We start from the raw sequence: 23,426 nt of genomic DNA on the forward strand, positions 1-23,426 counted from the left end.
CCGCATCCTTCCCGGATGCGGCCGTTTTTTGGGTGAAAACGCCAGGGCCAACAACGAGCAAGCCTGTCGTTTCACCCCTTTTTATATAAACGGCCGAGGGCTGCTTTCCCCCGGCGGTCAAAAATCTCTTCCCGTCCTTTCTTGTTTCACTCCCACCACCGCCCCGGCACCGCGCCCCTCAAATCGAACTGACCCCAGGTGGGATTCCAAAGGGCTCAGCCCTTTGGCCGCCGGAGGCATCTTCCTCTTCTCTCCTCTGCTTCCTGTCCTACTCCCGGCCCGCGACCTCGTCGGCCGCCACGAACCGGTCGTCGGAGCGGGTCTTGGCCACGGCGTCCTTGCGCCCATCGAGCCAGCCGCTGCGCACCGCTCCGGCCGGGGCGTCGAAGGCCGGGGCGTAGGGTTTGATGTCGAGCAGCGGCGTGCCGTCGAGGACATCGATGCCGCGAACGGTCAGGACATTGCCGGCCACGGCCACCACCTCCACCACCGACAGGCCGATGGGATTGGGCCGTTTGGGGGCGCGGGTGGCGAAAAGGCCGCGCGGGGTATCGTCGAGATAGGGCGTCACCGCGGTCTTGTAGCCGGTCGACTGGTGAAAGCAGTAGAGGAGGTAGACATGGGAAAAGCCGTCCACATCGGCCAGGGCCGGGGCCAGATCAGGATCCAGCACGACCTGCCCCAACACCTCCCTGGCCCCGCCGGGCTGGATGGGCATTCCTTCCAGGGTGGTAAACGGGGAGTGGATGATCCCGATGGGACGCATGGCGATGGTCTCGGACATGAGCTTCTCCTTGGCGAAATACGGTCTCAGGCGTCGGCCTCAAAGGCCTCGCTGGCCCGGGATACGCCGTAGGCAAAGGCCATGGCTGCAACGCCGATGACCGGGGCGTAATAGGCCGGCGCGGCCAGGGCGAACCGGATCAGCAGCGTGGCCAGGGCGAACCCGGAATTGCGGAATACCGAATGGAAGGCCGGCTGGTAGGTGTGGGAAAGCAGCACGATGAAAATGTCGCTGAAAATAAGGACCGTATAGAAGACGGAAAAGAAGGCGTGAAAATGGCCGGCCACAACACTTTCCCAGCCAATCCACAGGCCGTAGGAAAGGAAAAAGAACAGCAGACAGAAGGCCAGAAATTTCTTGGTGGCCACAAACGGGTAGAGCCAGGGGCCTTTGCGGCCCTGGGCGCGCTTGCGATAGCGCCGGTAATACAGGCCAAGCCCCAAAAACACCACCAGGGCTCCGGCCCCGTCGGCCAGCATGGGCAACAGCACATTGACGGCCTCGACCAGGACGATGGGCTCGTGCAGATGCACCAGTTCCTTGAAGGCGTCCCGCAACAGGATCAGGCACAAGACCTCGAACTGCTTGCCCAGGGACTTGGTCACCGAACAGGGCAGTACGAAAATGAGGTCCACGACTTCCTGGATGAGCACCAGGGTGAAGGCCAGATTGATGGCGTAAAAATGGGAGACGGGCGTCACCCGGGCCAGGACCGGGGGCAGCAGGCCGCGAATGTTGAGTTCAATGCCGATCAGGCCGACCAGAAAGGCGACGACCTGGCTTACCGCCACGAAACGGCGGGTTTTGGGATGCTCCCAGAAGGAATGGAGCGGATCGAAAAGGTCGGTGGCGAGTTCGTAAAATGTACTCATAGAATATTCCTAGGCAGGCTTATGCACCAGGGTTTCCCGAAAGAAAAGTCCGGAAACGCCGGTCCCCTTGCCAGAAGGGGCCGGTTCGTTCATATCGTTGCATAGCATCGCCGGCCGCTGCCGTTTTTTGCTGCCGCCGAAAGCACCCCACGCCCCGGAGAGATCCATGAAAAAAATGCGCGACTGGTCCATCAGCCTCAAGATTGCCATCGTGTTTATCGCCATGCTGACCGCCCTGGCGAGCTTCACCATGTTCTTTTTCATCTACGAGCTGGGTCAGTACCGGGAACAAAACGGCCAGTTGATGCGCACCAAGCTGACGACCGAAGCCAGGGACCGCCAGCGCGAGGCCGTCAACCAGGCCTACGATGTCGTCAAATATTTCTACGATGTCTCCCAGGACGAGGCCGCGCTCAAAAAACGCGCCCACGACCATTTAAAAGGCGTGGTGGACGCCGTGCTCGGGCAGGCCAAGGCCTTTTACGAAGCCAACAAAGACACCATGCCCCGGGAAGCAATCGAGGCACACATCAAGGAACTGGTGCGAAGCGCCCGTTTCGACGACAACAACTATATCTGGATCAACGACACGGCCGCCCGCATGGTCATGCACCCCAGCCAGCCGGCCCTGGAAGGCAAGGACCTCTCGGGCTACCGCGACCCCAAAGGGACAGCCCTTTTCATGGACATGCTCAAAGTGGCCAAAGACAAAGGCCAGGGCATGGTGTCCTATATGTGGGACAAGCCCGGAGCAAAAAACGACCCCAAGCCCAAGGTGTCCTACGTGCGGCTGCTGCCGGAACTGGGCTGGATTTTCGGTTCCGGAGCCTGGATTGAGGACGAGACGGCCCGGCTGCAGGCCGAGGCCAAGACACAACTGTCCAAGATGCGCCTGCTCGATGGCAATTACTTCTTCATCTACGACAACATCCGTCCCATCCCGCGCATCCTCATGCACCCCATCCGGCCGGATTTCGACGGCAAGGTCCTCGACACGGCCCAGTTCGAACGGGCCACCGGCATGATACCGGGACTCGGTGCGCCGGAAGTCCCCTACCCGGCCGGCAAGACCAACATCGCCACAGCCATGGCCGACGCCGTGGCTGCCACCGGCGAAGGCTTCGTCAGCTATCCCTGGCCCAAGCCCCTGGCCGGCGGGGGCGAGACCACGGAATCCTACCCCAAACTGAGCTATGTCAAACTGTTCAAACCCTGGGGCTGGATCGTCGGCATGGGCGACTACATCGACGGCATCGACCGCAACGTGGCCGCAGAGGCCGGCAAGCTCAACGAGGCCATCCGGGCCATCGTCGTCAAACTCGTCATCTTCTCGGCCATCATCCTCGCAGCCATGGCCGCCCTGTGCCTCATTATGGTGCGCCGCCTGCTCAACCGCCCAATCTCGGCCATCGTGGCCTACGCCGACAAGGTGGCCGGCGGCGATCTCAATGCCACGGTCGAAGCCGACCTGTCCGCGGAAATGGCCAGCCTGTCCGCCTCCATCCACGCCATGGTGGACCATCTCAAGACCGAGCTGGAATTTGCCAAGGGTATCCTCAACTCCGTCACCCTGCCCTGCGTGGTGGCCGATCCCTCGGGCAAAATCACCATGGTCAACCGCTGGCTGGCCCACTTCCTGGGTGAGAAAAAAGAACCGGAAGCCTACGTCGGCCGTCCCATGACCGAGGTCTTCGCCAGCCACGCCATCGTGTCCCGGGTTCTTGGCGAGGTCATGTCCCGCCGTGAGATCATGACCAACGTGGAATACGACGGCAACTACGCCTGGGGCGAACGGTTCTTCATCAAGATCGACGCCGCTCCCATCAGCGACGACGCCGGCCGGATGCTCGGCGTGTTCGCCATGCTGGCAACACTCACCAAGGTCAAGCTGCAGCAGGAAGCCCTGGCCGAACAAAACCGGCTCATCGCCACGGCCGCCAATACCGCCGAAGGCATCTCGGCCAAGGTCACGGAAAACGCCCGTGATCTGGCCCAACGCATCGAAAGCACCAATGAAGGCGTCTCCTACCAGCGCCAGCGCACCATTGAGACGGCCACGGCCATGGAAGAAATGAACGCCACGGTGCTGGAAGTGGCCCAAAACGCCGGTCTGGCCGCCAGCAGCGCCGACGAAGCCCAAACCCGCGCCCGCCAAGGCTCGGATATGGTACGCCAGGTGGTGGCCGCCATCGAAGACGTCAAGAAGATGGCCGAAACCCTGCGCCAGGACATGGCCGAACTCGGCAACACCGCCGAAAATATCGGGCAGGTCCTGGGCGTTATCTCCGATATCGCCGACCAGACCAACCTCCTGGCCTTAAACGCCGCCATCGAAGCCGCCCGGGCCGGCGACGCCGGCCGCGGCTTTGCCGTAGTGGCCGACGAGGTCCGCAAACTGGCCGAAAAAACCATGACCGCCACCCGCGAAGTCGGCCAGGCCATCACGGCCGTGCAGCAGGCTGCCCGGCGCGGCAACCAGGAAACCATCCGGGCTGCCGAGGCGGTCTCGCGCAGCACCGATCTGGCCGAAAAAGCCGGCGAAGCGCTGGCCGCCATCGTCGGCATGGTCGAAAACACCGCTGATCAGGTCCGGGCCATCGCCACTGCCGCCGAACAACAATCCTCCACCGCCACCGAAATCAGCCGGGCCACCGAGGAGGTCAGCCGTATCGCCGAAGACATCCGCGAAGGCATGGACGCCTCGGTCATCGCCGTGCGCGGGCTTAACGACGAGGCCCAGGAACTCGGGGAACTGATCGAACGCATGCAAACCTCCAGCCAGGACGAGGCCGACGCCAAGCCGGCCCGCCTGACTGCCTGATCCTATCAACACGCCCAAGGAGAACCCAACGTGGCCCGGATACTCATCGTCGACGACGCCGCCATCACCCGCACCATGCTGCGGGCCATCCTCGAAAAAGCCGGCCATCAGGTGACCGAAGCCGCCGATGGCAACGACGCCCTGACATCCTTCCGCGAAACCCCCGCCCAGGCCGCCTTCGTCGACATCTTCATGCCCGGCAAGGAAGGCCTGGCCACCATCAAGGAGCTCCTGGAAATCAGCCCCGCCCTGCCCATCATCGCCATCAGCGCCGGCAGCACCTTCACCGATACCGAAACCCTGGGCTGGGCCAAAAGCTACGGAGCCAAATACACCCTGCCCAAACCCCTGTCCGCCGCCGCCGTGCTGGAGACGCTCAAACTGATTTTCGGATAAGCGAAGAGAACCGGGACGGTGTCCCGGCCCCTGGCAGGGCTCTGCCCTGCACCCGCCGGGGGGATGATCCCCCCGGCCCCCCCAAAGGGTCGCATGGCGTGGACGAAGTAAGGAACTGCTGCGGCTGCGGGAGGACGGGGAGTTGCGGGCGCGGAGTTCTTGGCGGCTTTGCCGCATGGTTCGCCCGGCAAAAGCAGTCAAACCAGCAATACGTGCTTGCTCTCTCGGAAAGACGCTGGCGCGATCAAAAAGCCCCCACCCCTCTTTCAAAAATGCGTCCGGGCCGGTTTTGCGCGAGGCTTTGATCGCGCAAAACCGGCCCGGACGCTGGCGCGTTGGGGTCTGGGATTTGGCTGGCGGTCCCGGGCGGCTTCCGGCCGGGACCGCCAGCCAAATCCCAGACCCCATTCCCTCACGCCTCCACGCCTCCACGCCCCACACCCACCCCATACGCTTACAACCCCATCGCAGGGGTCCGGGGGGATCATCCCCCCGGCCGCCGGAGGCCTCTTCCCTCCCCCGACTCCCGCTCCCCGGCCTGCGCTATCCCTGCATGGATTGCAGCACCCGGGCATGGGCTTCTTCGGGACTCAGGCCCCGGGCGGCGGCAAAGGTGGCGAGGTTGTCTTCGGCGTCGCAGGGGCGAAGATAGAGCGGCTCGATGGCCGTCACGCCGTAGCTGGCGCGGGCGGCGGCTTCCAGGACGATCTCGGGGGCTGGTTCGTGGTATTCGGGGCCGAGGATGGTGGCCAGCGGGGCGGTATTGAGGAAGACGTCCCGGGAACGGGCAGCGCCTTCGCCGACCAGCCACAGCGGGCCGACGGCAGCGGCATCGGCCAGGCGTTCGGCCGCATCGGCGATGGTGAGGGCCACGGGCGGGCCCATGGGCATGGGCGGGCCGTCGGTCAGAAAGGTTTGCAGGTAGACGAATCCGGTCCGGGCGTAGGTGATGGCCACGACGACGCCGGTGGCCTGTCCGGCGGCGGTGGCGGCCAGAAGCGGCAGGTACTCCAGGCCGGCCATGGGTACGCCGCTGCCAAGCGACAGGCCAAGAGTGGTGGCCAGGGCGACGCGGATGCCGGTGAAGCTGCCGGGGCCGCGCACGCAGGCGATGCCGCCGAGGCTGGCCGGGGCGATGCCGGCTTCAGCCAGCAGGCCGGCAATAATCGGAATCAGGATTTCGGCGCTGCTGCCCGAGGTAACGGCCCGGCGGTGCCAGAAGGCTTGGCCGGGCCGGCCCAGGGTGACGGCCAGTTGCGGCGTCACCCCGTTAATGACGAGGAGCGGCCCGTTTCCGGGCAGTGAAGCGGCATCAGCCATCGGTCAGGCTCAATTGCCGCCGGATGTCGTTGACCGTGGCCAAAAGCATGAGGCCGAGCAGAAAGGCCAGCCCGAGCTTGGTGGTGAGCTGGCGCACCCGGGGGCTGACCGGTTTTCGCATGATGATTTCAAGGGCGTAGAAGAGCAGATGGCCGCCGTCGAGGACCGGGATGGGCAGCAGGTTCAGCACGCCGAGGTTGACGCTTATAAGGGCGGCCAGGGCCACGACGTTGCCAAGGCCTTCGCCGGCCTGTTTGCTGACCATCTGGGCAATCATGATGGGACCGCCGATGCTGTCCAGCGGCACGACGCGTTCGATGAGCTTTAAAAGGCCGGTATAGGTGACGACAACGACGTTCCAGGTCTGTTTGACGGCTTCGGTGGCGGCCAAGCCGGGGCCAAGGGGCACGGTCCGGGTCTTGCCCGAGGCCACGATGCCGACGAGGGGCACGCTTTCCTCTTCACCGAAGAGGTTTTTGACGGTGCGCAGCGTCGGGGTCAGGGTGAAGGTGGCGTCTTTGCCGTCGCGGTTGACGGTGAGGGTGACGGGCTTGCCGTTGCTGCCCCGGATGGCGGTGGCCAGGGTGTCCCAGTTGGCCACGGGTGCGCCGTTGATCGTAAGGACGGTGTCGCCGGCGGCCAGACCGGCCACGGCGGCCGGGCTGTCCTTTTGCACCTGTCCGACCACGGGCAGCATTTCAAAGCGGCCCTCGGCGGCGAGCAGGCCCCAGAAGAGCAGCCAGGCCAGGAAGAAGTTGAACAGCGGGCCGGCGGCCACGACGATCATGCGCTGCCAGGCCGGGCGCAGGCGGAAGTGGGTTTCCGGCGGGAAATCGTCCGGCGCGGTGTCGTCCGGGTCCTGGGCCACGAGCTGGACATAGCCGCCAAGGGGGATGGCGGAGAGGATGTACCGGGTTTTACCGCGGGTGAAACCGAAGAGCTTCGGCCCAAATCCCAGGGAAAAGGTGGTCACGCCCATGCCGAAGGCCCGGGCGGCGATGAAATGTCCCAGTTCGTGGAAAAAGATGAGGCCCCCAAGGACCAGAGCCACGGCAAGGATACTTTCGATCATGGGCACTCGCAAACGCCTGGGGACGGCTTGTCCGGGCGTGGTGTTTCGACGGCGGCCGGGCGGTCGGGAAATCCGAGCCCGGGCCTGCCGAGTGGTAATAATAAGCCGGAATGGCGCAAAAGCAACTTATTGCCGCGCTTTGGCCCAGTCCGCGACCTCGCGGCGCACCTGGACATCGAGGTCCATGACGGCGGCGGCATCGGGCAGGGGCTGGCCGGCGTGGGCGCTTAAGGCCTCGGCGATGGCCGCCGGGATGTCCATGAAGCGCAGGCGGCCATTGAGGAAAAGGTCCACGGCCACCTCATTGGCGGCATTGAGGGCCACGGTGTGGCTGGAGCCGGCGGCCAGGGCCTGCCGGGCCAGGCCCAGGCAGGGGAAATCGTCTTCGCGGGGGGCTTCGAAGGTGAGCGAGGCCAGCGTGACCAGATCCACCCGGGGCACGGACAGGGACAGGCGCCGGGGATAGCCCAGGCAGTAGGCGATGGCCACGCGCATGTCCGGGGGTCCGAGGTGGGCCAAAAGCGATCCGTCGTGGAGCTGGGCCAGGGAATGGACGATGCTTTGGGGATGGACCACCACCTCCACCCGGGCCACGGGCAGGCCGTAGAGGCGGCAGGCCTCGATGACTTCCAGGCCCTTGTTCATGAGGGTGGCCGAATCCACGCTGATTTTGGGGCCCATGGACCAGTTGGGGTGATTAAGCGCCATGGCCGGGGTCACGGCTTCCAGGCTCTCCCGGTTGGTCCCGCGAAACGGCCCGCCCGAGGCGGTCAGCACCAGCTGTTCGACCAGGGGCAGGTCAGGGAGTCCGGCCCCGCCCAGGGCCTGGAACAGGGCGTTGTGTTCGGAATCGACGGGCAGGATCACGGCTCCGGAGTCGGCAGCAGCCGTGCGGATAAGGTCCCCGGCCAGGACCAGGGACTCCTTGTTGGCCAGGGCCACAATCTTGCCGGCGGCCACGGCGGCCAGGGTCGGCGTCAGTCCGGCCGCGCCCACGATGGCCGAAACGACCAGATCGACTTCGGGCATGGCCGCCATGGCGGCATAGCCGTGCGGTCCGACCAGGATGTCGGGGCGGTAGCCGGCGGGGAGCAGGCCGGCCAGGGCCTTGGCCCCCTCCTCGGTGAGGACGGCCAGGACGGCCGGGCGAAAGGCGGCGGCCTGCTCGGCCAGAAGCCTGATGTTGGTCGCGCCGGCCAGGGCAAAGACCTCGTAGGCGTCGGGGTGCTCGGCGGCGACCCGAAGCGTGCTCACCCCGATGGAACCGGTGGCTCCAAGCAGGGCCAGCCGACGGCGGCGGCCGGTATCGGGCACGGTCAGGGAGGAAATATAGCCGGTCCCGCAAGCGTCCGGGAGGCCGGCCGGGGCGGTCGAATGATCGGTTGGGATCGGGGTCATGCGTCGCGTCGCGCCTTTGCCGGATCGGCGGCCCCGGGAGGGGCGATGCCGTACCGGCCGAGAATTTCGGTGACGCGGGCGGAAAGGTTGGTGGCCACCTTGCCGAGCGCCGCCAGATTGATGCACAGGTAGCAATCGACCTTGTAGCTGGCGTATTCCCACAGACCGGCCAGGGACCGGGTCAGTTCCGGCTCGATTTGCAGCAGTCGCAGCTTTTCCTCGAGTTCGGCAGGATTTTTGGCCTTCCACAGGAGCATGTCGGGCTGGTCGGGATCGTCGTCGAAAAACTGTTTGCGCCGGATCTTGCTCAAGCCCGCCTCGGCCAGCGCGTCCACATCGGCCTTGGCGGCCCGGCGGGACCGGGCGGATTTGATCTGGATGCGGGCGGCGTCGGCCGCGCCCTTTTCGCGCAGCAGGTGGGCGAAATCGAGTTCCATGACGTGTTCCAGGACATTGCCCAGCCGTCTGGCCTCGAAGTAGCCGGCCGCCTGGACGAGCCAGACGACTTCCTTGGCCGAGAACTCGCGCAAGGCCCGGGAAAAATCCTCGCGCACCACCCGAAGCGACACCATGGCCCCCAGGCAGAGAGCCACCACCAGCTCGCCGAACCGTTCGCGGGCATCCTCGGCATCGACGGCTTCATCCACCAGGGCGGCCCGGTAGTCGGCGGTCGCAATGTCCATGGCCGCCACCCGGGCGGCGAACTGGAGTTCGTCGCGTTCCAGGCGCTTGTCGCTGTCGCCAAGATCGGCCCGCAGGCACAGGCTCAAGGCGGCCTCGGCATTGGCGCGGCCGTCGTCGGAGTCGGTGGCGTCTTCAAAGGCGGTCTGGACGCGGGTTTGGGAGATGGCCTTGGTGGTGCCTTTGAGCTTGGAGAGCACGGCGTCGAAGGGATAGACCACCATGAGAAGCTGGCCTTCGCGCAACAGCCGGTAGCGGCGTTCGGCCAGGATGTCGTCGTAGGCCCCGCGCACCTCTTCCTTGATGAAGCGGTCGATGTAGGCGCGCCAGTAGAGTTCGTCAAAGACCATGGTGGAGGTGATTTCCTCGATTTTCACCAGGGAATCTTCACCAAAGTGGCGGATGACGGCGTCGCTGAAATTGTCCTTGATCAGGCTCGAAACATAGACCGCGCCCTGCAGGCACTTGGCCAGGATGGTTTCCTGGCGCTCCAGGCGTTTGGCCAGCTTTTCCTGGGCGACGGCATCGCCCACGGCCTTGGCCTTGCCGTAGTGGTTGAGTTCGAGGAGGTAGGCCGAAAAATGCTCTTTGATAAAATGGTACCCGGGATGCAGGCCCTCGGCCCGACGCAGCAGCATGTCCATGAGGCTTTGCTGTTCGGTTTCAAGCAGGGGAAACTCATTGATGCGGCTGCGATTGGCCCGCAAAAATTCCAGAAAAACCCGCTCCTCCAGCACTTCCCGGCGGGCCTTTATGGCCTTGAGTTCCTCCAGGCGTTCCAGGCAGGCGGCAAAGCGGCCGTCCCGGTCAAGCGAGGATGCGTCGTCCATGGTGTGGCGGCTCCTTTAACCCAGTCCGAGCACGGACCGGCAGGCGGCGTAGAGCAGGATGGCGGGCAGCAGGCCGTCCACGCGGTCGAGCAGACCGCCGTGGCCGGGCAGGATGGCGCCGGAATCCTTGACGCCGGCGACCCGTTTGAGGGCAGACTCGAAAAAATCCCCGAACTGCGAGACCGCAGCCAGCACCGCGCCGGCCAGGGCCAGGGGGGGGAGCGCGGCCGGCGTTGCAACGGCGAACACGGCGGCCACGACCGCCCCGGCCGCCACACCGCTCACCGAGCCGGCCCAGGTCTTGCCCGGACTGACCGCCGGCCAGACCTTGGCCCCGCCCACGAGATGGCCGCCGTAGTAGGCCCCGGTGTCGGCAGCCATGACCACGGCCAGGACAAAGGCCGTTTCCAGGGGTGAAAACAGGGTCAAAAGGCCCAGGGTCACAGGCAGATACAGCAGGGCGGCCACCAGCCGGCCACACGGCGGCGACGGTTCCTGGCGGGCAGCGAAACGGCGCAGGAAATCAAACTGCTCGATCCAAAGCGCCGCGGCCAGAAGCCCGACCACGGCCGGCCACTGGCCGCCAGCCAGGGCCGCCACGCAAAGCGCGCCAAGCAGATAACCGACGGCTTCCAGGACCGGTCCGGGCCGGCCGGCCATGGCGAAAAACTCACGCATGCCGAGAACGGAAGCGACGGCAATGAGGGCAGCCAGGGGCCAGCCGCCGCAAACAACGGCCGCAGCCAACACAGGCAGGCCCACGGCAGCGGTGAGGATACGTTTTTTTTGCGATATGGCTTGCATGATGGTTTCAGGCGGCCCGGTTGGGGCGCACAGGTTTTGTAGGCCATTTGCCGGACCAGGGCAACGTCTGCCCCGGGGGCTGTCAGGAGCCCGCTTCCCACCAGCTGACCGGCTCAAAGGTCACGGGTATGACCCCGGCCAGTCCGGGCAGCACCGAACCTTCGATCAGGGCCTGCAACCGGCCGGTGAGATTTTTGTAATAGATGTCGCAGTCCACCAGAAACCAAGCGTCGCCGTCGGCCAGGCCTTCGGTGACCACCATGATGTACTCAAACCCCTGGCCGAACCGGGGCTGGCCATTGCTGGCGTCGGCGGCCTGGGCAAACCGGGCGAAGCGGTCGAACACGGCGGCCAGGGCCTCGCGACGGGCCGGCCCCGGATCGGGATCTGTCTGAAAGGTCAGGGTTATGTAGCCGGAATGGTCCGGCCGGACAAATTCGGCAATCTTGAGCACGCCTTCCTTGGCCGGGCCGCCATCGCCGAGGTCGAGATGAAATCCGGTAAATCCGGCCAGCTTCTCGTGGGCCTTGAGTTCCCGCAGTTGCCGCTTGAGGTCGATGACGCCATCGGACATGGGGGCTCCTCCCTCCGGTTTGGACGCGGTGGATGCAACGCTGCTGCCTTGTAAAAGCTCTCCTGGAGACGTATGCTTTTTTCATGTGTAGCGCCACTGGCTTCCCCTGCCCTCGTCCCGGAGACCGCTTTTGAGCGCTTGGCCGCCCCATCGGCTGTCGGCCCTGGGCTGGACGCTGGGTTTTGCGGCCGTCTCGCTCGTGCCGCTGGCCGCCTGTCTGGCCGCCCTGGACCCGCAGGCCCGCACCTTCGACGTCCTGGCCGCAGCTTCCCTGGGGCTCCTGGCTGCCGTTGCCGCAGCGGCGTTTCTGGCCCGGCGCCTGGAGCGGCAGTTGGATGCGGCCAGGCAGGAAAGCCGTTTTTTGCGCCGCCAGATCCTCAGCCTCGGCAAGCTGGCCGCCATCGGCGAAATGGCTGCCGGGGTGGCCCATGAAATCAACAACCCCGTGGCCATCATGATGGAAGAGGCGGGGCTTGTTCTGGACATTCTGGAGGATGACGCCCCCGCCGCCCCCGGCGATCAGGCCGAAATCCGCCGCGCCCTGCAGCAGATCCGGACCCAGGGGGCGCGGTGCAAAGACATCACCCACATGCTCCTGCCCATGGCCCGCAAGACCGACGATGCCCGTACCGCCGTCGATCTGAGCGCCCTGGCCGGCGAGATGGCCTCCCTGTCGGAACGGCGGGCCAGCCACGCCAAGGTGCGCCTTGTGACCGATCTGGCCCCGGATGTGCCACCGGTGTCCGGTTCGGCGGCCAGGGTGCAGCAGGTCTTGTTAAATCTCATCAACAACGCCTTAGACGCCATGGCCCCGGAGGGCGGCGAACTGACCATCGCCACCCGGCGCGCCGGCGAGGGCGGGGAATTGCTGGTGTCCGACACCGGCCACGGCATCCCCGAAGCGGTCATCGACCAGGTCTTTGAGCCCTTTTTCACCACCAAGGCCCGAGGCAAGGGCACCGGACTTGGCCTGTCCATCAGCGCCGGCATCGTCCGGGAGTTTGGCGGAGACATTTCGGTGCGCTCCGTTCCGGGACAGGGCACGACCTTTCGGGTCGTGCTGCCGGCCTATGCCGGCCAAACGCTCCCGGCCCCTGCCGCCGCCGCACTCCCGGAGAACGAATGAATGCCACGCCCCTGCGCCTGCTGCTGGTTGACGACGAAGCGGGATTTACCGAAGTGCTGGCCAAGCGGCTGCGCCGCCGGGGCCTGGACGTGACCGTCGCCCTGAGCGGCGGTGAAGCCATGCAGGCCGTGGAGCAAGGCGCGTTCGACGCGGCGGTGGTGGATTTCAAGATGGCCGACATGGACGGCCTTGAGCTGCTTGCCTGGCTCAAAAGCCACAGCCCGGGGCTGCCGGTCCTCATGCTGACCGGACACGGGTCCGGGGAGGCGGCCCGGGAGGGCCTCGCCGCCGGAGCGGCCGACTATCTCATAAAACCTTGTGACTTACACGAACTGCTGGCCAAGATCGCTGCCGCGACAGGCCGTGTGGTTGCCCCATGAGCATGGAAAAAGGAGCGCCGCCTGTGGATGACGACACCGCCCGTTTCGACGCCCGCGCTGCGGCCTGGGACGCCAATCCCATGCGCCTCAAACTGGCCCGGGACATTGCTGCGGCCATGACCGCCGCCGGAATTTTCCGCCAGCCCGTACCCTCTGCCCTGGATTTCGGCTGCGGCACCGGCCTTTTGACCCTGGAACTGGCCGAACGGGCCGGACAGGTCACGGGCCTGGACACCTCGGACGGCATGTTGGCCGAACTGTCGGCCAAAATCGAGCGGGCCGGCCTTGGCAATGTCGGCGTCTTAAAGGCCGATCTGGCTGCCGGCGATCCCTTGCCCGCAAGCTACGACCTCATTGCCAGCGCCATGGCCCTGCACCATGTGCCAAAGCCCGAGCCGGTCCTCAAACGCCTGTTTGCCGCCATCTCGGCCGGCGGCTCCCTGGCCCTGGCCGACCTCGACAGCGAGGGCGGCGTCTTTCACGACGACAACGCCGGGGTCTACCATCACGGCTTCGACCGCATCGATCTGGCCGACATGCTGGCCGGCATCGGCTTTACCGGCATTGACGCCGCCACGGCCGCCACCATCGAAAAGCCCGGCAAAAACGGGACGTCCAAGGCGTTTACCGTCTTTTTGATGACCGCCCGCAAGCCGTCCTGACCCGCTCCGGGTCCTTTCCCTGCCATTTCCACAGCCGCCCGTGGCCCGCGCCGTTTCCGGTGCGGGCCGCGGGCGGCCCTGCGCCTTAGGAGCCGGCCGGAGCGTCGGGCAGCGGCGGCGGCAATTCGGGCGAACCGGGCTGGCTGCCAGCCGGCTGTCCCGGACCGGCCTGATCCTGTTGCCCGGCAGCCGGAGCCTCAGACGTTGGCGCGGCCGGGGTCGGCTCCGGGGCCACCGTCGGGGATGGCGCCGGGGCCGGGCCGGCATCCGAAGGCGAAAGCACCGGCGGGAGCGCAGCCTTGCCCCCGCCGTCGGCCGGATCGGCTTTGGCCGGCTCGCTCCCCAGGGTCTGGGGGGCGGTCGGGGCCGGTCCCGAGGGCGGGTTCGTCTCGCGAAGGAGTTCCGAGTCGCCGCCCTTCCCGGCCTCGGCCGGCTGCGCCGCGCCGCCGGGCACCGTGCCGCGCAGGGACTGGGACCCGGTTTCGCCGGCCAACAGCGGCACGTCGGCCACGATGATGTCCACCCGGCGGTTTTCCTGTCGCCCCTCCGGCGTGGCATTGCTGGCCACGGGCTGGTAAAAGGCCCGGCCCATGGCGGTGAAGCGTTCCGGGACAAGCCCGCTTGCCTCGGAGAGATGGCGGATCACCGAAGAGGCCCGGGCGGCGGACAGCTCCCAGTTGGACGGATACATGGAGGAATGGATGGGCATGTTGTCGGTATGTCCGACCACGTAGATGCTCTTGCCCTTGACCTTGGCCAGCACCGTCCCGACCCGGCTCAGGATATCGCGGCCCTTGGGCGTGATCTCGGCGCTGCCCGAGGCGAAAAGCACCTTGTCCACGAAATTGATTTCGAGCTTTTCCCGAAACTGGCGCACCCGGATATCCCGGCTGTCCACTTCGCCGCGCAGATCGGCCACCAGGGAGTCGTAGGCGGTCTGCAATTCTTCGGTCTTGCGTTCGAGGTCCTTGGCCCTGGTTTCGGCCTTGTGCTCTTCCGCCTTGGATTGAAACAACTGTCTGGTAAGATTCTCCAGGGCTTCCGGAACCCCCTTGCGGTTGTACAGGGAATTGGCCAGATAGGCGGTCAACCCCACCGGGAGCAGAACCAGGATCACCATGAGTACTTTGAGCATCCGTCCACGCATAGAGGCCTCCAGAAAAAGCCGTGCTGCCGACGGCCCGTCATGCGGACTTGCGCGACCGGCCCGGCCCCATGCCCTGGTCGGTCGGCCCCAGTCTTATCCGCTATCCCCCCAAAAGGCCACCGCCCACGCCTTTGGCCCAATCCCGGCCCGGCAGGGCGGGCGGCCATGAAGGGCGACGCCTGGTTTGCCGGCACCGCCCCGGCCGGCGACACCGCCACCCGGGACTGGCCCCGGGCCTTTGCCGCCCCGGCTTGGTCCGGCCTGGCCCACACCCTGGAAGAGGTTCTGCCGCTTCTTCGGGCCGCCCTGGCCGAGCAGGAGCGCGGCCGCTGGCTGGTGCTGGCCCTGGCCTACGAAGCAGCCCCGGCTTTTGACCCCAGCCTCCCGGTCCATGCCCCGACCGGGGAGCCGCTGGCCTTTGTCGCCGCCTACGACGCTCCCGTGCCGGCCAGCCCCCCGGCCCAGGCAGGCCCGGCCACTGCCGCGCCCTGGACGCCCGGCCTGTCCCGCGAGGCCTACGGCCGGGCCATCGACGCCATCCACCGGCACATCGTTCTCGGCGAGTGCTATCAGGTCAATTACACCTTTCCTCTAGAAAGCCGCTTTGCCGGCGACCGGGACGCCTGGTTTGCCGCCCTGGCCGCCCGGCAGCAGGCCGCCCTGTGCTGCCGCCTGGATCTGGGCGAGCAGACGCTGCTGTCGTTTTCGCCGGAACTCTTTTTCAAGCGCCAGGGCGGGCAGATCACCGTCCGGCCCATGAAAGGCACCCTGGCCCGCGGCGATACGCCCGAATCCGACGCCGGGCAGGCCGCCGCCCTGGCCGCCTGCCCAAAAAACCAGGCGGAAAACCGCATGATCACCGATCTCATGCGAAACGATCTGGGCCGCATCGCCCGACCGGGCAGCGTGGCCGTCAGCGGCCGTTTTGCCGTGGAACCCCTGGGCGCAGCCTGGCAGATGACCACAACCGTCACGGCCGCCGTGCCCCGCAGCCTGGACCTTGTCGCCGTCCTGACCGCGCTCTTCCCCTGCGGCTCCATCACCGGCGCGCCCAAACGCAGCGCCATGGACGCCATTCGCCGCCTCGAACCCTTCCCCCGGGGCTTTTACACCGGCACCATCGGCTGGGTGGCCCCGGACGGCGAGTGCCTGTTTAACGTGGCCATCCGCACCATGACCCTCAACCACGCCGACGGCCGCTGCCGCTTTGGCGTCGGCGGCGGCATCACCCATGATTCCCGCCCGGCCGAGGAATACGCCGAGTGCCAGTTAAAGGCCCGGTTTCTGACCGACCCGCCGCCCGATTTCGCCTTGCTGGAGACGCTTCGCCTGGCTAACGGCCGTTTTTCGTTTCTGGCCGAACACCGCGCCCGGCTGGCTGCCTCGGCCTGGAGTCTGGGCTTTCCCCTGGACGATCGGGCCATCGACGCCGCCCTGGACCGGGCCGGGCGGGAAGCGGCAGGCCAGCGCCGCCGGGTCCGCCTGCTCCTGGCCGCTGGCGGGGAAGTGGCAACCGAGTCCTTCCCCCTGCCGGCCCGGCTCGCCCGGCCGGCCCGGCTTGGCCTTTGCCCCGATCCGGTCGCTGCCAACGACCCGACCCTTTTTCACAAAACCACCCGGCGGCAGCGCTACGACCGCGCCCTGGCCGCCCGGCCGGACTGCGACGACGTGCTCCTGGCCAACGACAGAGGCGAGGTCACGGAAAGCTGCCGGGCCAATGTGGTGGCCCGGCTTGGCGGCCGCCTGCTCACCCCGGCCCTGTCCTGCGGCTTGCTTCCCGGCACCTACCGGGCGCGGCTCCTGGCCCGGGGCATCCTTACCGAGGCCGTCCTCACCCCGGACGATCTGGCCCGAGCCGAGGAACTGTGGCTGGTCAATTCCCTGCGCCTGTGGACCCGGGCCGTCCTGATCGGGCCTTTGGCCGCCTTGTCCTGACCGGCCGCCAAAAAACAGCGGCCGGCCAGACCCAAACACTGCACCTCCGGCCCCCTGACCGCCTCTCGACGCGGCACCGGTGATCTGCTAGCCTCGCGACACTTCATCCGAAAGGAGACTGGCATGGACATCGAGGCTGTTTGCGGCAAATCCGTTCCGTTTTTCAAGATGCAGGGCTGCGGCAATGATTTCGTGGTGGTGGACAACCGCGCTTTGGCAATCGATCCGGCGGCCATGCCCGAACTCGTCATCCCGGTGTGTCGCAAAGCCTTTGGCGTCGGGGCCGATGGCATGATCTTTTTCGACCACGCCCCGGCCGGCTCCGGGCTGGCCTATATCTGGCATTTCTTCAATGCCGACGGCTCCCGGGCCGAGATGTGCGGCAACGGTTCGCGCTGCGCCGCCAGACTGGCCTGGATGCTCGGCATCGCCCCGGCCAAACATGTGTTCGGCACCGATGCCGGTCCCATTGAGGCCGAGGTCGATGTGGATTCCAACCAGGTGACGGTGCAGCTCACCCCGCCCAAGGATCTGCGCCTCAACATGGAAATCGAGATCGACCGCCGGCCCTTCCACCTGCACTCCGTCAACACCGGCGTGCCCCATGCCGTGGCCGTCATGGACCATATCGAGATGGTCGAGGTCTGGAAGCTCGGCCGGGCCATCCGCCAGCATCCGGCCTTTGCCCCGGCCGGCACCAACGTCAACTTCATCGCCTCCGAAGAGCACGGCAGCCTGTCACTTCGCACCTACGAGCGCGGCGTGGAAGACGAGACCTACGCCTGCGGCACCGGTGCCGTGGCCTCGGCCATCATTGCCCGGGAACTCGGCATGACCGGCGAGGAAACGGAGATCATCACCACCGGCGGCGAAGTGCTCGGCGTCATTTTACGCGACGGCAAGACCTACCTGCGCGGCGCGGCCGAGCTGGTCTTTCAGGGCGTGTTTTACCCGCAAAGTCTGGGAATCGATACCGAATGATTCTGTAGCGGAGTTCGATCATGCACTACACCGGCATCAACCACCTGGCCATGGCCACGGCCGACATGGACGCCACCATCCGCTTCTGGCGGGATCTTCTGGGGATGCGTCTGGTGGCCGGCCTTGGCCGGCCCGGGTACCGTCATTATTTCCTGGAAATCTCCCCGACGGACATGCTGGCGTTTTTCGAGTGGCCCCAGGTCGAGCCGATCCCGCCCAAGGACCACGGCGTCCCGGTCAAGGGCCCCCTGGCCTTTGACCACGTCTCCATCGGCGTGCGCGACCGGGACGATCTGTGGGACATCAAGGACCGCCTGGAAGCCGCCGGCTTCTGGGTGTCGGAACTGATCGACCACGGCTTTATCTTCTCGGTCTATTCCTTCGACCCCAACAACATCGCCATTGAATTCAGCTGTCCGGTCCCCGGCGTGGACATAAGCGGCCATCCCATCATGGCCGACCGCCATCCCTCGGCCGTAACCCGCGAGGGTTCCGAGCCCCAGCCCGGCAAATGGCCGGCCCACACCTCCACCCCCCTGGCCGAGCGGCGCATCTACCCCGGCGAAGGCCGGGAGCTGGTCCTGGTCGAGGACGAGTAGCTCAAGCAGGCTATTTGTAAAGCTTAGATGCATATACTATGCTAATCAACAATGTGCTCACCATTGCCGTTACAGCCCCAAGACAAATCGGTGCATACTCAACGAGCACAGCCCGTGGCTCTTTAAACAGTACCCCCAACAATCCAGTTAAAACTGGCACGGAAAATCCAAGAACAGCGCCAATCAGTGGAGTTTGACTATATCCTACGCAAAAACCGAGAAATAATCCACAAGATGCATACGCCACAACCGCAACTACCACATCTTGCGCTTTTACATCAAAATACTTACTAATACATACACAGATAACTACGCACAACAATGCTGAGACAAGAACAACTGGAAAGAACTCTAAAAGAGTCCCGATTAGGCCCCGCATATTTCCAGCCAATTTTGCAAGAATAACATCCCATTCGCTTGCTAATACTGACATACTTTTACCCCTTGCTGATATGCTGCACCAAGTTCTTTGTAGATCTGAATACCTCTGTAATAATTTTCTAGAATTTGTTGATACGTCATGATTAAATCTACATAATGACCAAATTCTTCTTGATACTTCTCGCTAGTAATCATCGAATTTCGACGTTCTGATTCAAATCGTACCCTCCCGGTCTCTACAGCCCCCTTGAATCCTTCACACTGCAATCGAAAATTTTCACAAGAACGTCGAAATGCCTCTGCATTTTGCCGCTGGCCCTCCCAGCAACTTCGACAATTTGCTTGTTCACAGTGCATGGCAGGAGGATTGTCCAAACCTTGGGCAGATGGCACACTTGGCCACGCATACCCAAACTCGATATTTGCAAAAAGAATAATAGCTAGCGCAACTAAATATTTCATTGTATCCTCCTATATTTAATTGCCCCCTAACATGCCCCGGCCCACTTGTCACCACCATTAGGCATATCTTGCAAAGCCCATAAAAAAAGGCCCGCCTCCTCACGGAGACGGGCCTTTGCAGTCAGGAACGCAGTGCCTATTCGGCAGCCGGGGGCGGAACCATGGACAGGTTGCCGCCTTCGACTTCGACGCGCACTTCAATGGCGATCTTCCACAACACGGTCAGCACGATGCCGCCCAGGGAGAAGATCATAAGCGAGATCATGATTTCCGGGATCGTGGGCGAGTAGACCGTGACCTGCTCAAACGGGTTGGGCGTGAACCCACCGATCAAAAGGCCCAGGCCCTTGTCGATCCAGGAGGCGATGACCAGCATGATCAGGCCCGTGACCAGGGCCGGGGTCTTCTGGCGCACCGGCGTCGGGATGAGGAACAGCAGGCAGCCAAGGCCCAGAACCACGGCGGTCCACATGAACGGCACCATCATGGTGTGGCCGTCGATCCCGTTAAAGAGATAGATCAGCGGGGCCATGTGGCCGGGCATGTTGCTGTAAAACGAGGTGAACACTTCAAGCAGGAAGAAGAAGATGTTCACGCACATGGCGTAGGTGATGATCACGGCCAGGCGGTTGATGGCCTTCTGGCCCGGATCAAACCCGGTCAGGCGGCGCAAAAACAGCACCAGCAACAGCAGGATGGCCGGACCGGAGCAGAACGCGGAAGCCAGGAACCGGGCAGCCATGATGGCCGTCAGGAAGTAGTGGCGTCCGGGCAGGCCGGCGTACAGGAAGGCCGTGACGGTATGGATCGAGAAGGCCCAGATGACCGACACGATGGCCAGGATCTTGACCCACTTCGGTGGGGTCATGTCGTTTTTGAAGTACTGCAGACTTGTCCAGCCGACAATGATGTTGAGGAACAGGTAGCCGTTTAGGACCACCATATCCCAGAACAGCACCGAGTGCGGCGTGGGGTTTAACAGCACGTTGAGCATGCGCTGCGGCTGACCAATGTCGACGACGATGAAACCCAGGCACATTACGACGGCGGCGATGGCCAGGAACTCTCCCAGAATGATCATCTTGGAGAATTCTTTGTAGTGGTGGAAGTAATACGGCAGGACCAGCATGACGGCCGAGGCGGCCACGCCGACCAGATAGGTGAACTGGGCGATGTAAAAGCCCCAGGACACGTCGCGGTTAAGCCCCGTGATCTTCATGCCGAAGGTCAACTGGTAGAGCCAGAACCCCAGCCCTAACAGCATGACCATGCCCAGGGCAGTCAGCGTGCCCCAATAACGGGGACTTCCTTTGAGTGCTTTTTCCAGCATGGCTTACCTCACAGGATGTAATACACGCTCGGCGAGGTGCCGGCGTCCGGTTTGCGGCGGATGGCGAAGTGCTCGCGCAACACCTTGCGGATGTCGGACTGCTCGTCGGACAGGTCACCGAACACCAACGCGCCCCCGGCCGCTTCCACGCATTTGGGCATCTTGCCAATGGCCAGACGCTCGGCGCAGAAGTTGCATTTTTCCACAACGCCGCGCATCCGGGTGGGGAAAAGCGGGTTGAAGTCTTTGATAAACGGGCGCGGGTCCTGGAAGTTGAAGCTGCGGGCGCCGAACGGGCAGCCGGCCATGCAGTAGCGGCAGCCGATGCAGCGGTGGAAGTCCATCATGACGATGCCGTCAGGGCGCTGGAAGGTCGCCTGGGTGGGGCAGACCTTGACGCACATGGGGGATTCGCACTGGTTGCAAAGGAGCGGGAACTGGCGGTGCTCCACCTCTTCGGACAGGTAGTGGCCGTGCTCGGTGGGGAAGGACTCCTCATAAGAGGCTCCCCAGAGCCATTTGATTTCCTTGGGCCCGGCGATGTCGGGCACATTGTGTTCGGTGTGGCAGGCCTTGCGGCACGTGGCAATGAGTTCGGGAGTGAACTTGGCGGAATAAACAGCCATGCCCCAATGCTTGGCTTTGAGGCCCTCCTCGAAATTGGCCACGGTCGGCACTCCGGCAGCGTGGGCCGGAGCGTCGCCCAGGAAACCGAGGCGACCGGCGCCGATTCCCATGGCCGAGACGGCTGCCAGTTTCAGGAACTCTCGTCTGCTATTTTTCATGGTATGGTCCCCTTAAATGGAGGTGTCACCGGCGCGCCGGCCTAGTGTCCGCCCGCGGCCACCGTAGCGGTGGGGGGAATGGGCGTCTTCTGGTCCGGCGTCAGGTTGTGGCAATCCCAGCAATAGGGGGCCACGCCTACCGTTTCGTGGCAGCGGTCGCAGAACTTGGTCTTGTCGGTATGGCAGGACATGCAGGTGTTGGTCAGGCTTTTGACGTACTTCTGGCCCTTGGCATTGACGAAGATACGGCTGCCGTCACGCACGGCCTCATTGCGCCATTCGTTTAAAAGCTGCATGTGTTTGTCGCGCATTTCCCTGGTGTCAAGGACGCACTCTTTCTGATCCTTGGGCAGTTCCGGCTTGACCTCGAACGGGTGTCCCATGTTGTACACCACCGGCACGAGGGCGAGGGCCAGGAAGAACAGAATGCCTGGTATGATATATTTGGCATTGTACATAGGTTATTCCTCCTCGTCCTCCATCCCCGGCAGGGGGTTTTGCCTGAGATCGGTGGTACGCTTTTTCTCGCCATCGAGAATGATGGCATTTCCCACCAACTCATGCACGCCGGAGACGCCGACACCCGGGGCCCAGTAGTCGCAAAGGGGCGGCAGGGTGGCACGGTCGATGGCGCAGATGCAGGCCAGGTTGTTGACGCCGTGACGATCACGCACATACTTGACCGCGTTGCCCCGGGGCAGGCCGCCGCGCAGGCGCGTTTCAGTGAACTCTTCGTTGTTAAGGCCCGCGCCGCCGCCGCAGCAGAAGGTCTGCTCGCGGATGGTGTTCTCGGGCATTTCGTAGAACTGCCGGCAGACATTCTTCATGATGTAGCGGGGTTCGTCCAACAGACCCATGCCGCGGGCAGGGTTGCAGGAATCGTGGAAGGTCGAGATGAAGTTGTCGTTGCGCGACGGATCGAGATTGAGCTTTTTGTTCTTGATCAGGTCGGCCGTGAACTCCGCGATGTGGAGCATCTTGGTGCCGGCGGCCGCGTCGAACTTGGTGCCGGTAATGGGCGACACCGGGGTTTCCAGGAAGTCGGCCGGGCCGTTCATGGTGGACATGTACTGGTTAATCACGCGCCACATGTGGCCGCACTCGCCGCCAAGGATCCACTTGACGCCCAGGCGTTTGGCTTCATTGTACATCTTGCCGTTGATCTTCTTCATCATCTTGTCCGACGTGAAGAGACCGAAGTTGCCGCCTTCCGAAGCGTAGGTGCTCCAGGTGACGTCCAGGCCCAGATGTTCAAACAGGATCAGGTAGCCCATGTAGGTGTAGATGCCCGGATCAGCGAAGATGTCGCCCGAGGGGGTGATGAAAAGGATTTCGCAACCCTTTTTATTCACATTGGGGCGGATGCGCTTGCCGGTGATGTCCTCTATGTCGTCACAGAGGAAGTCCATCATGTCCTTGTAGGCGTGGGGCTGGATGCCGAGGTGGTTGCCGGTGCGGTTGCAGTTGGCGGCCGGCTCGAGAATCCAGTTGATGTTGCAGCCCACTTCGTGGAGCAGCTCGCGGGCCATCATGGTGATTTCGGCGGTGTCGATGCCGTAGGGGCAGAAAAGCGAACACCGGCGGCATTCCGTGCACTGGTAGAAGTACAGGAACCATTCCTTGATGACGTCTTCTTCGAGCTTGCGGGCGCCGGCCAGCTTGCCGAGCACCTTGGCGGCCGCCGAGAACTCGCCGCGGTAGATGGAGCGCAGCAGTTCCGCGCGCAACACCGGCATGTTTTTCGGGTCGCCGCCGCCGATGAAGAAGTGGCACTTGTCCGCGCAGGCGCCGCAGCGCACGCAGATGTCCATGAAGATCTTAAACGATCTGTACTTCTTTAAAAGCGAGCGGAACTTTTCCATGACGATGCGCTGCCAGTCGGGCGGCAGCTGCCAGTCGTCGTCGGTGGGGCTCCAGACGCGGGGGTTGGGCATCCCGAGATACTTGAGGATATCGGGCTTGCCGGGGTAGCTGAAATTGCCGGTTTTAAACGGCGTCTTGGTGTCCATCCACGACTTGACCGGCGTGGTGTAATTAATCTTAATGAGTTCTTCCGGTGGCGGATACTTGGCCATGATCGCTCCTC

Annotated in this window: 23 protein-coding genes; 8 read left to right on the forward strand and 15 right to left on the reverse strand. The window is 64.2% G+C overall.

Translation table 11 applies throughout. From position 1 onward, the window contains the following. Positions 1-268: 268 nt before the first annotated feature. Both tsaA and DVDV_RS09230 read right to left on the reverse strand, forming a co-directional pair. On the reverse strand, positions 269-784 hold the full coding sequence (tsaA, locus tag DVDV_RS09225) for a tRNA (N6-threonylcarbamoyladenosine(37)-N6)-methyltransferase TrmO (RefSeq protein ID WP_075354388.1): 516 nt from the start codon (positions 782-784) through the stop codon (positions 269-271). Between the two features lie 26 nt (positions 785-810). Beyond that, complete coding sequence (locus DVDV_RS09230; protein ID WP_075354389.1) at positions 811-1,656, reverse strand: hypothetical protein; 846 nt, start codon at positions 1,654-1,656, stop codon at positions 811-813. A gap of 166 nt (positions 1,657-1,822) precedes the next feature. On the opposite strand from DVDV_RS09230, the gene DVDV_RS09240 reads away from it, so the two are divergent. Together DVDV_RS09240 and DVDV_RS09245 are read left to right on the forward strand one after the other, a co-directional pair. Next, complete coding sequence (locus DVDV_RS09240) at positions 1,823-4,477, forward strand: cache domain-containing protein (RefSeq protein WP_075354391.1); 2,655 nt, start codon at positions 1,823-1,825, stop codon at positions 4,475-4,477. 30 nt (positions 4,478-4,507) lie between these two features. Next, the gene (locus DVDV_RS09245; protein ID WP_075354392.1) at positions 4,508-4,873 is read left to right on the forward strand and encodes a response regulator; all 366 of its coding nucleotides are present in this window, start codon (positions 4,508-4,510) and stop codon (positions 4,871-4,873) included. 543 nt (positions 4,874-5,416) lie between these two features. On the opposite strand, the gene tsaB is transcribed toward DVDV_RS09245, so the two are convergent. From tsaB to DVDV_RS09275, 6 genes are all read right to left on the reverse strand, one after another. Then, complete coding sequence (tsaB, locus tag DVDV_RS09250; protein WP_075354393.1) at positions 5,417-6,193, reverse strand: tRNA (adenosine(37)-N6)-threonylcarbamoyltransferase complex dimerization subunit type 1 TsaB; 777 nt, start codon at positions 6,191-6,193, stop codon at positions 5,417-5,419. Next, positions 6,186-7,265: an RIP metalloprotease RseP gene (rseP, locus tag DVDV_RS09255; RefSeq protein ID WP_075354394.1), complete on the reverse strand. Its 1,080-nt coding sequence runs from the start codon at positions 7,263-7,265 to the stop codon at positions 6,186-6,188. Before rseP ends, tsaB begins: the two co-directional genes overlap by 8 nt. Before the next feature lie 126 nt (positions 7,266-7,391). Next, entirely contained in the window at positions 7,392-8,663 is a 1,272-nt protein-coding gene (gene dxr, locus DVDV_RS09260; RefSeq protein WP_075354395.1) for a 1-deoxy-D-xylulose-5-phosphate reductoisomerase, read from the reverse strand. Then, positions 8,660-10,174 carry a hypothetical protein gene (locus tag DVDV_RS09265; protein WP_075354396.1) on the reverse strand — a complete coding sequence of 505 codons (1,515 nt, stop codon included), beginning with the start codon at positions 10,172-10,174 and terminating at the stop codon, positions 8,660-8,662. Before DVDV_RS09265 ends, dxr begins: the two co-directional genes overlap by 4 nt. A 15-nt stretch (positions 10,175-10,189) precedes the next feature. Beyond that, entirely contained in the window at positions 10,190-10,978 is a 789-nt protein-coding gene (locus tag DVDV_RS09270; protein WP_075354397.1) for a phosphatidate cytidylyltransferase, read from the reverse strand. Between the two features lie 82 nt (positions 10,979-11,060). Beyond that, positions 11,061-11,552 (reverse strand): hypothetical protein, encoded by a 492-nt coding sequence (locus DVDV_RS09275; protein ID WP_075354398.1) that lies wholly within the window; start codon positions 11,550-11,552, stop codon positions 11,061-11,063. Between the two features lie 130 nt (positions 11,553-11,682). Between DVDV_RS09275 and DVDV_RS09280 the strand changes: the two genes are divergently transcribed. Genes DVDV_RS09280 through DVDV_RS09290 form a run of 3 tightly spaced genes read left to right on the forward strand, consistent with a single transcriptional unit; the run spans position 11,683 to position 13,720 of the window. Next, positions 11,683-12,678: a sensor histidine kinase gene (locus DVDV_RS09280; RefSeq protein ID WP_075354399.1), complete on the forward strand. Its 996-nt coding sequence runs from the start codon at positions 11,683-11,685 to the stop codon at positions 12,676-12,678. Next, a complete protein-coding gene (locus tag DVDV_RS09285; protein WP_075354400.1) occupies positions 12,675-13,058 on the forward strand; it encodes a response regulator in 384 nt (127 codons plus the stop codon). The genes DVDV_RS09280 and DVDV_RS09285 overlap by 4 nt, the downstream gene beginning before the upstream one ends. Before the next feature lie 23 nt (positions 13,059-13,081). Then, positions 13,082-13,720 carry a class I SAM-dependent methyltransferase gene (locus tag DVDV_RS09290; protein WP_075354401.1) on the forward strand — a complete coding sequence of 213 codons (639 nt, stop codon included), beginning with the start codon at positions 13,082-13,084 and terminating at the stop codon, positions 13,718-13,720. A gap of 85 nt (positions 13,721-13,805) precedes the next feature. Here DVDV_RS09290 and DVDV_RS09295 read toward each other — a convergent pair whose 3' ends face one another. After that, a complete protein-coding gene (locus DVDV_RS09295; protein ID WP_075354402.1) occupies positions 13,806-14,867 on the reverse strand; it encodes a flagellar motor protein MotB in 1,062 nt (353 codons plus the stop codon). A gap of 165 nt (positions 14,868-15,032) precedes the next feature. Here DVDV_RS09295 and pabB point away from each other — a divergent pair, with 165 nt between their 5' ends. The 3 genes from pabB to DVDV_RS09310 all read left to right on the forward strand — a co-directional run bounded on the left by pabB (position 15,033) and on the right by DVDV_RS09310 (position 18,382). Further along, entirely contained in the window at positions 15,033-16,802 is a 1,770-nt protein-coding gene (pabB, locus tag DVDV_RS09300; RefSeq protein WP_075354403.1) for an aminodeoxychorismate synthase component I, read from the forward strand. A 123-nt stretch (positions 16,803-16,925) separates the two neighbouring features. After that, entirely contained in the window at positions 16,926-17,783 is an 858-nt protein-coding gene (dapF, locus tag DVDV_RS09305) for a diaminopimelate epimerase (RefSeq protein ID WP_075354404.1), read from the forward strand. Positions 17,784-17,803: 20 nt separating this feature from the next. Further along, positions 17,804-18,382, forward strand: a complete 579-nt coding sequence (locus DVDV_RS09310) for a VOC family protein (protein WP_075354405.1) — start codon at positions 17,804-17,806, stop codon at positions 18,380-18,382. A 10-nt stretch (positions 18,383-18,392) separates the two neighbouring features. Here DVDV_RS09310 and DVDV_RS22220 read toward each other — a convergent pair whose 3' ends face one another. The 6 genes from DVDV_RS22220 to dsrK form a co-directional block, all read right to left on the reverse strand. Next, positions 18,393-18,815: a hypothetical protein gene (locus DVDV_RS22220; RefSeq protein ID WP_139311573.1), complete on the reverse strand. Its 423-nt coding sequence runs from the start codon at positions 18,813-18,815 to the stop codon at positions 18,393-18,395. Further along, entirely contained in the window at positions 18,803-19,225 is a 423-nt protein-coding gene (locus tag DVDV_RS22225; RefSeq protein WP_139311574.1) for a hypothetical protein, read from the reverse strand. Before DVDV_RS22225 ends, DVDV_RS22220 begins: the two co-directional genes overlap by 13 nt. A gap of 136 nt (positions 19,226-19,361) precedes the next feature. Beyond that, positions 19,362-20,555: a sulfate reduction electron transfer complex DsrMKJOP subunit DsrP gene (gene dsrP, locus DVDV_RS09315; RefSeq protein ID WP_075354406.1), complete on the reverse strand. Its 1,194-nt coding sequence runs from the start codon at positions 20,553-20,555 to the stop codon at positions 19,362-19,364. Positions 20,556-20,563: 8 nt separating this feature from the next. Beyond that, positions 20,564-21,340 carry a sulfate reduction electron transfer complex DsrMKJOP subunit DsrO gene (gene dsrO, locus DVDV_RS09320; protein ID WP_075354407.1) on the reverse strand — a complete coding sequence of 259 codons (777 nt, stop codon included), beginning with the start codon at positions 21,338-21,340 and terminating at the stop codon, positions 20,564-20,566. A 41-nt stretch (positions 21,341-21,381) separates the two neighbouring features. Next, entirely contained in the window at positions 21,382-21,798 is a 417-nt protein-coding gene (gene dsrJ, locus DVDV_RS09325; RefSeq protein ID WP_075354408.1) for a sulfate reduction electron transfer complex DsrMKJOP subunit DsrJ, read from the reverse strand. A gap of 3 nt (positions 21,799-21,801) precedes the next feature. Continuing rightward, the gene (gene dsrK / locus DVDV_RS09330; RefSeq protein WP_075354409.1) at positions 21,802-23,415 is read right to left on the reverse strand and encodes a sulfate reduction electron transfer complex DsrMKJOP subunit DsrK; all 1,614 of its coding nucleotides are present in this window, start codon (positions 23,413-23,415) and stop codon (positions 21,802-21,804) included. Positions 23,416-23,426 lie beyond the last annotated feature (11 nt).

It is taken from the genome of Desulfovibrio sp. DV, from assembly GCF_001936595.1.
In the GTDB taxonomy this organism is placed as follows: Bacteria; Desulfobacterota; Desulfovibrionia; order Desulfovibrionales; family Desulfovibrionaceae; genus Solidesulfovibrio.